The sequence below is a fragment of the Streptosporangium sp. NPDC050148 genome, assembly GCF_055586505.1.
The window spans coordinates 81389-88163 of sequence record NZ_JBVJIA010000033.1 but is presented as its reverse complement, the minus strand read 5'-3'; the positions used below and the strand labels follow the sequence as shown (position 1 = coordinate 88163).

9 protein-coding genes are annotated in these 6775 nt (G+C 71.6%); all 9 read right to left on the bottom strand.

Annotation, left to right across the window (positions count from 1 at the left end):
• Window positions 1–110: carbamoyl-phosphate synthase domain-containing protein (locus tag ACZ6RT_RS29945; protein ID WP_399196514.1), on the bottom strand; the 110-nt coding region annotated here is incomplete at its 3' end.
• Window positions 111–221: 111 nt separating this feature from the next.
• Window positions 222–1475 carry an ATP-grasp domain-containing protein gene (locus ACZ6RT_RS29940; RefSeq protein WP_470157288.1) on the bottom strand — a complete coding sequence of 418 codons (1254 nt, stop codon included), beginning with the start codon at window positions 1473–1475 and terminating at the stop codon, window positions 222–224.
• Between the two features lie 23 nt (window positions 1476–1498).
• Window positions 1499–2455: a TauD/TfdA family dioxygenase gene (locus tag ACZ6RT_RS29935; RefSeq protein ID WP_399196508.1), complete on the bottom strand. Its 957-nt coding sequence runs from the start codon at window positions 2453–2455 to the stop codon at window positions 1499–1501.
• A 186-nt stretch (window positions 2456–2641) separates the two neighbouring features.
• Window positions 2642–3268 (bottom strand): LysE family translocator, encoded by a 627-nt coding sequence (locus tag ACZ6RT_RS29930; RefSeq protein WP_399196507.1) that lies wholly within the window; start codon window positions 3266–3268, stop codon window positions 2642–2644.
• Window positions 3269–3529: 261 nt separating this feature from the next.
• The gene (locus ACZ6RT_RS29925) at window positions 3530–3856 is read right to left on the bottom strand and encodes a hypothetical protein (protein WP_470157287.1); all 327 of its coding nucleotides are present in this window, start codon (window positions 3854–3856) and stop codon (window positions 3530–3532) included.
• Window positions 3857–4263: 407 nt separating this feature from the next.
• Window positions 4264–4764, bottom strand: a complete 501-nt coding sequence (locus ACZ6RT_RS29920; RefSeq protein WP_470157286.1) for a phosphatase domain-containing protein — start codon at window positions 4762–4764, stop codon at window positions 4264–4266.
• Window positions 4765–4783: 19 nt separating this feature from the next.
• Window positions 4784–5374, bottom strand: coding sequence for a CGNR zinc finger domain-containing protein (locus ACZ6RT_RS29915; RefSeq protein ID WP_470157285.1), 591 nt, complete (start codon window positions 5372–5374; stop codon window positions 4784–4786).
• 106 nt (window positions 5375–5480) lie between these two features.
• Complete coding sequence (locus ACZ6RT_RS29910; protein WP_470157284.1) at window positions 5481–6008, bottom strand: O-acetyl-ADP-ribose deacetylase; 528 nt, start codon at window positions 6006–6008, stop codon at window positions 5481–5483.
• 236 nt (window positions 6009–6244) lie between these two features.
• The gene (locus ACZ6RT_RS29905) at window positions 6245–6610 is read right to left on the bottom strand and encodes a hypothetical protein (protein ID WP_470157290.1); all 366 of its coding nucleotides are present in this window, start codon (window positions 6608–6610) and stop codon (window positions 6245–6247) included.
• Window positions 6611–6775 lie beyond the last annotated feature (165 nt).

The following is a 6775-nucleotide window of genomic DNA, read 5'->3' as shown; positions in this document are numbered from 1 at the left end:
TAGCCGGTCATCCCCGTGTTGAACACCATCTCACCGAAGGTCTCCCCCTCGGCTCCGTAGGGGGTCCCGTGGAAGACACGTCCGTCCTCCAGCACGAGCAGGGCCGTCATCGGCTTCCTTTCAGAACTGGTCGGCCGGGCGCGTGAAAGCAGGGGAGAGCGGCGCCCGGCCGCGTACCGTCGTCTGGGATCCTCCGGGGTCGCGGGCCCCGGCCGTCCGGGTCAGGCGATCTCGAACCGGATCATGTCGTTGACCGCGTCGCACTTGGCCACCGCGTCGGCGGCGTCGCGTCCGGAGGCGATCACGTATCCGGAGGTGCAGTCGGCGACCGTCAGCAGCGGGGGAACCTCGTCGCCCTCGTTCTTGATGACGACCGCTCCCACCTCGACGTCCAGCAGCGTCTCCAGGTACGGCAGGAAGACGTTCGGCACCTCGCCCGGCTCCATGCGCCTGACCACGGCCGGGATGTCCTCGTCGACGGTGATCGACGCGATCCTGCCGGGGTCGGGGGTGAAGAACCTCACGGCCGCGCCCCTGATCGGTTCGGGGGAGGTGAGCGGCAGCTCGTCGATCCCCAGCGGGACGGTGAGCATCATCCGCGCCAGGTCCAGGCCGAAGGCGCGCCTGACCAGCTCGGGCGCACCGCTTCCGGCCAGCCGGGCGTGGGACTCCAGCACCCGCGGGCCGTCGGGGGTGAGGACGAACTCGCTGTGCGAGGGCCCCTCGGTGAGGCCGACGGCGTCCAGCAGCCTGGGGGTCAGCTCGCGGAGCTGGTCGAGGTAGGGCGCGGCGACCCGGCTCGGCGTGCTGACCTCCCACTCGACGAAACGGTCGTTCATCCGGTACTCGGAGTACCCGATGGGCAGGTGCCGGCCGGCGTGGGAGAAGGAGTCGACGCTGACGACCGGTCCCTCCAGGAACTCCTCGCCGATCGCCGACGTGATCCCCGCCTCCTGCAGGTGTTTCCACGCCAGCACCGCCTCGTCGGCGCCCGTGGCGACGTGGATGTGCAGGCTGGCGGCGCCGTCGATCGGCTTGATGACGATCGGGCCGCCGACCGACTCCAGGAACTCCGTGGCGTCCTCGGCGCTGTTCAGCGTCCGGTAGCGCACCGGGCTGAGGTCGTGCTCGGCGAGCAGCTTGCGGGTCAGCGTCTTGTCCCTCAGGGCGCGGGCCGTGGCCTCGGTGACCCCCGGCAGGCCCAGCGCGTCCACCACGTACCCGGTCGACTCGCCCGCGGGTTCGGTGGTGGTGAGGACCCGGTCGAAGGGGCGTTCCTCGTGAAGCGGCCGCAGGACCTCGAGGATCGCCGGGCCGTCGTCGATGGGCGCGTGCACGATCCGCTCACAGTGCGCCGCGATCGCCGGGTCGTACATGCCCTCCTGGTGGACGAGCACCACGTCGATGCCCAGTTCCTTCGCACCCGTCACCGGGGCGGGCCGGCCACCGATCATCGCCACTCGAAACATTCCCATTCTCCATCTCCTCGGTTCTGTCGTCAGCTCGCGTAGCAGCGGCGCAGCCAGCGCGCGTTCTGGGGCGGCATCGGCCGGAACGCCTTCCGGCGGTGCAGGACCCGGTAGTTGTCGAAGATCATGAAGTCGCCGGGCTCCAGGCAGAGTTCCTTCGACGGCATGGCCGCCAGCGTGTCGGACCAGGTCCGGAGCGCGGCGCCCGCCTCGGCGGTGCGTGCCCCGGTCGTGCCGCGGTCGTAGCGGACCCGCAGCCCCTCCGAGCTCTGCTCCAGCAGCGCGGTGTCGCTCAGCGGGCGTGCCCCCGCCGCCCCCGCGTCGTTCGACGCCGGAGGGTTCACCTCGTACGAGGGGGACTGGAGCCGGCGCTGCGTGAGCTCGTCGAGCCGGCCGACGGCGTCCTCCATGGCCGCGAGCTCGGTCGGTACCCGTTCCTCGTTGCGTACCGCGTAGAAGGTCAGGTAGCGCGGGACGTACAGGCGCGGGTTCGCGCCCGCGTCACCGAAGGGCAGGTGGGGATTGTCGGTGTGCCAGAAGAACTCGGAGTCCGCTCCCCACGAGCTGGCGGTGCCGGACGCGGCCGGGTTGGGGATCACGTTGCGGATCAGCCGTCCGTCGTTCTCGTAGCTCACCGCGAACGGTGTGATCCCGAGGAGCTGGATCAGGCCGAAGTGGAGGGCGTTGATCACGGCCAGTTCGGTCTCCGTGCCGAACCCGTTGACCGGGGTGGCGGGGAACCTCTGGGTGGGCAGGTTCTGCAGGAGGAGCGCGTGGCGGGCCGTCACCGAGAACATGTGGATGCCGTGCAGGATCTCCCCGGCCAGGTAGCGGCTCAGTGCCTGCGCGCCGATACGGGCGAGGATGGCCTCGTCCGCGTCCGGTTCCAGCTCTGCCGCGGTGACGCGCTCGGTGATCTCCTTGCCGAGCAGATCACGAGTTCCGTCCTCCAGGCGGTGGTGAGTGAGCCGAATTGAGGATGTCATCGAAGGGGTCCCATCAGTCAGCGGTGCCCGAGTCGCTCAGGCGAGACGTTCTTCGGCGATCGCCAGATCCATGACTAGACGATGCTGACTGCGATGAGATGGGACAACTGTCTCAGGAAGTCCTAAAGCGGCCAGGCCGCTAGATGTCGTGCTGCCGGGCGCCCGGACGGGGCGCCCGGCGGCAGGTCACCGGTCCGCGGCGATGCTGAGGGCGAGCCCGGCCAGGACCGTGCCCATCAGGTAGCGCTGGACGCGGATCCAGAACGGCCGTCCGGTCAGGAAGCCGGCCACGGAGCCCGCAGTGAGCACGATCAGGCCGTTGATGGTCAGGGCCACGCAGATCTGGGTGAGCCCCAGGATCAGGCTCTGCGCCGCGACGTTGCCGCGCTCGGGGTCGACGAACTGCGGGAGCAGCGAGATGTAGAGAATGGCGATCTTGGGATTGAGGAGGTTGGTGACCAGCCCCATCGTGAAGAGCTTGCGCGGAGGGTCCTCGGGCAGGTCCTTCGGGGTGAAGACCGACTGCCCGCCCGGCCGGACCGCCTGCCAGGCCAGCCAGAGCAGGTACGCGGCTCCCGCGATCTTGATGGCGGTGAAGAGCTGCGGGACGAGGGCGAAGATCGTGGAGAGCCCCGCCGCCGTCGCGGCCATGTAGACGAAAAAGCCGACCGCGACGCCGAGCAGCGAGATGAACCCGGCCCGGCGTCCCTGGGTCAGGGTCCGTGAGATCAGATAGATCATGTTGGGGCCCGGTGAGATGACCATCCCGAAGGCCACCGTCGCGATACCGACGAGGGCGTGAATGCTGATCATGAAACCTTCTTCGTGAGGCCGGCGTGCCGAGCGTGACACGCCGGCGTGTCCGGGTCGTGGCCTCCCCGCTGCGGGCAGGGAGACGCCGGGGTTCTCCGGCGGGCGGGAAGGAAGGACCGCGCCCGGTCGAGAACCCCGGCGTGTGACGAGATGTGCCTCGGTGCGGTGTCCGGACGCGCTCGCGGGCCGGTGGACGCGGTCGCGTCCCGGACCGGCCCGGGCGACGTCCTCACGGACACGGCCGAGGCCGCGGGCGTCCTGTCAGATGACGCATCCCCCCATCAGGCGCGGGGCCGGTGGCGGCTCCGGAGGCGCGTGCTCCGGATGCCCGGTGTCCTCCAGGTGCCCGTCGAGCCCTGGACGCCCGGCGGGCCGGTGGGCCGTTCCTCCGGGCCCGGACGTCTCCGGTCCGGTACCGGGCACCGGGTGCGGTTCGCCGAGGTCGCCGGCGACCGACTCTCTCAGCGCGTCCTCGCTGACACCCGTTTCGCGGGCCACCTGGGAGATGAGCCGCCGGGTCTCCCTGGCGATCCGGCCGGCCCCGTCGTGAAACTCCTGGTCGTGCTGGCGTCTCTTCTCTGCCGTCACGCCACAACGATACGGGAGGATTCTTGGGACAGATAGCGGCAGGGCGGCATATGGCGATTACATCGGGATCGGTGAAGGTGGACACGTCGAGCTTTGTAGAAATTTCCGGTTTAAATATGAGATGTCGGGATTAATGGGAGAGGGGTGCTGACCAGGGCCGGAGGGGCCGGACCGTGGCGGGGATATCCCCGGGACGCGAATTCGGTCCGTGATGATTCGCCCCCCGTGTCCGCTTATCCGGTCAACGGTGACGCGCCGTTTTCCGGCGGCCGGGATATGCGTGCCGGACGGTGATCACACGGTGACCACGGGGTGAATCCTTCCAGATGGCCGCGTTTATCAAGCGCGTGCCGACCCGTCGATCCGCCGATGTGGCCGTGACGCCGGTGACGCCGTGACGACACGGTCTAGTCGGGTGGCTCCGGGTGGACGGGCGATGGGAAGCGCAGTACCCAGCGGCGCTGCCACGGGGTTTCGACGGCCCGGCGGTGGTGGTGCTCACGTGTCCAGGCGACGGCGTCGGCCGGGTCGAGGCCGGCCAGGACGGCCAGGCAGGCGACGACCGTGCCGGTGCGGCCGACGCCGCCCCCGCAGGCGACCTCCACCGCGGCGCCCGCCCGCGCCCGCTCGTACAGCGCGCGGATCTGCTCCACGGCCGCGTCGCGGTCGCGGGGCAGCAGGAAGTCGGACCATCGGATCCACGCGTGCGGCCACGTCAGCCCGCCCTCGTGGCGGCGGCGGAGCCGGTCGGAGCCCAGGTAGAGGCCGAAGTCGGGGACGGGCCCCTCGGGCGGTGGACGGCGAAGGCCGCGGCCGCGGATCCAGGTGCCGTCGGGGAGCCGGAAGGCGCCATCGAGCGGCGGGCCGCCCGGCGGACGGGCCGTCGTGCCGTTCAGGGGGTCGTTCATGGGGTTCTCCTGACGTCCTTCAGTGAGCGGCGCTGCCAAGCCGCCGCCTTTCGCGGTGATTGGCAACATTGATCCGGTTACCGCACACGTCCGGCCTGCAGTAGACGCGACGCCCCCCGCGGCTGATGTCGACGAACACCCCGCGGCAGCCCGGGGCGGCGCAGGCGCGGAACCGGCCGTGCCCGAGTGCCCGGACGGCGCCGAGCAGCCCGATGCCGACGAACGCGGCCAGCTCCTCGGCCAGTGGCGCGCCCGGCCTGGTCGGGACGTACCACTGCCACCGCCCGCCGGGGTCACGCTGCAGCACGGGCCTGAGTCCCGCCCGCCCGGCCAGCACGGCGCCGCCCGCGACGGCCTGATCCTCCGTCTCGGTCTCCACGACGCCGCGCACCTCCCGGCGCAGCAGGTGGACCTCGCGGACGTCGTCGCGGGACGGCACCCGTCCGCCGGCCATGGCGTCGAGCCGCAGCCCGTGCTCCGTGAGGAACTCCGTCAACGTCTCGGGGGTCGGCAGGGCCTCGCCCGTCACCGCCTGCACGGTGGGCGAGGTGTTGGCCAGATCGCCGGCCAGGGTCGCCCCGGCCGCGTAGTCGGTGATGGAGATCCGCACGCTCTTCCCCCGCCTCGGTAACCGAATAAACCGAACTATAACCCTTACAGAGATCATGTGGAAGCGACGGGACGCGGCCGAGGAGCCCCGCGAACCCCGGGGCTCCTCAGGACCCCCCGTTCTCCCCGGTGTCGAGGGCCCGTTCGAAGGCGGTGTACGCCTCCTCGTTGAACAGGACGAACCGGACATCGGTCACCTTCGTCGGGGTGGTGCGAACGGTCTCGACCGCTATCCGGGCGGCGTCGCCGACGGGCCAGCCGTAGACCCCTGCGGACACGGCCGGGAAGGCGACGACGGCCGCGCCGAGCTCGTCGGCGACGCGCAGGGACTCGCGGTAGCAGGAGGCGAGCAGGTCCGACCGGTCCTCGGTGGAGGAGTACACCGGCCCGACGGTGTGGATGACCCAGCGGGCCGGCAGGTCGCCCGCGGTGGTGGCCACGGCCTGTCCCGTCGGCAGCCCGCGGTCGTAGCGGGAGGCGCGCAGCTCGCGGCACTCCCTCAGGATCGCCGGGCCGCCGCGCCGGTGGATGGCCCCGTCGACCCCGCCGCCACCCAGGAGTGAGGAGTTGGCGGCGTTGACGACGGCGTCGGCGTCCTGCTCGGTGATGTCCCCGCGGATCAGTGTGACTCTCATGCGGTACGGCCTTCCCCGAACCTCACGTCCCTCACCCCGGGGTGGGTCCCCGGCGACCTCCGGGACGCGTCCGCGGGCAGCGTCCACGGAACGCGCTCACGGACACGTCCGCGGACGCGCTCACGGAACGCGTTCGCGGATGCGCTCACGCACACGTCCGCGGACGCTCTCACGGCGGTCCGGCCGCGGCGAGCGCGAGGGGCGGGAGCCCCGGTGCCGCCCGCCGCGGCCGGTGCTCACGCCGTGGCCGGTCCCGGGCCCGCGGCCCGGCGCGCGGTCAGCAGCAACCGGCCCGAGCCGATCCCGAAGGGCGCGTCGTCCGGCCCGCCGAACAGCCCGACGTCGACGAACCCGCCCTCGGTGAGCAGCCCGCCCAGGTGGGCGCTGGTGTACACGTGGTGCAGCGCGGTCGACTCGAACTCCTCCGCGCCCCTGCGGAAGTGGTACCTGCTGAGCAGGACGCTGCGGGCGGCGTCGTACCCGGTCGTCGTGGTCACGACGATGCCGCCCGCCTCCATGCGGCGCGGCTCCCCCCGGTAGCCCGGCAGGACGGACTCGGCGGCGGCGTTGAAGTCCACCACCAGGCCGCCGCCCGGCCGCACCGCCGCGGCGAGCGCGGCGACGAACTCGCGGGCGCCCGCGAGGTCCCGGTAGCCGAAGCTGTTGCCCCTGCAGACGGCGGCGTCGAACGAGCCGTCCCGCGGGGCGTTCCGCCCGTCGGCGACGGTGCGCTCGCCATCGAGAACGGACCCGCGCCCGTGACACCC

Bases quoted from the DNA above. Each gene is read 5' to 3' on its own strand.
- ACZ6RT_RS29940 (WP_470157288.1), bottom strand. From the start codon at position 1,475: ATGGGAATGTTTCGAGTGGCGATGATCGGTGGCCGGCCCGCCCCGGTG.
- ACZ6RT_RS29935 (WP_399196508.1), bottom strand. From the start codon at position 2,455: ATGACATCCTCAATTCGGCTCACTCACCACCGCCTGGAGGACGGAACT.
- ACZ6RT_RS29930 (WP_399196507.1), bottom strand. From the start codon at position 3,268: ATGATCAGCATTCACGCCCTCGTCGGTATCGCGACGGTGGCCTTCGGG.
- ACZ6RT_RS29920 (WP_470157286.1), bottom strand. From the start codon at position 4,764: ATGAACGACCCCCTGAACGGCACGACGGCCCGTCCGCCGGGCGGCCCG.
- ACZ6RT_RS29910 (WP_470157284.1), bottom strand. From the start codon at position 6,008: ATGAGAGTCACACTGATCCGCGGGGACATCACCGAGCAGGACGCCGAC.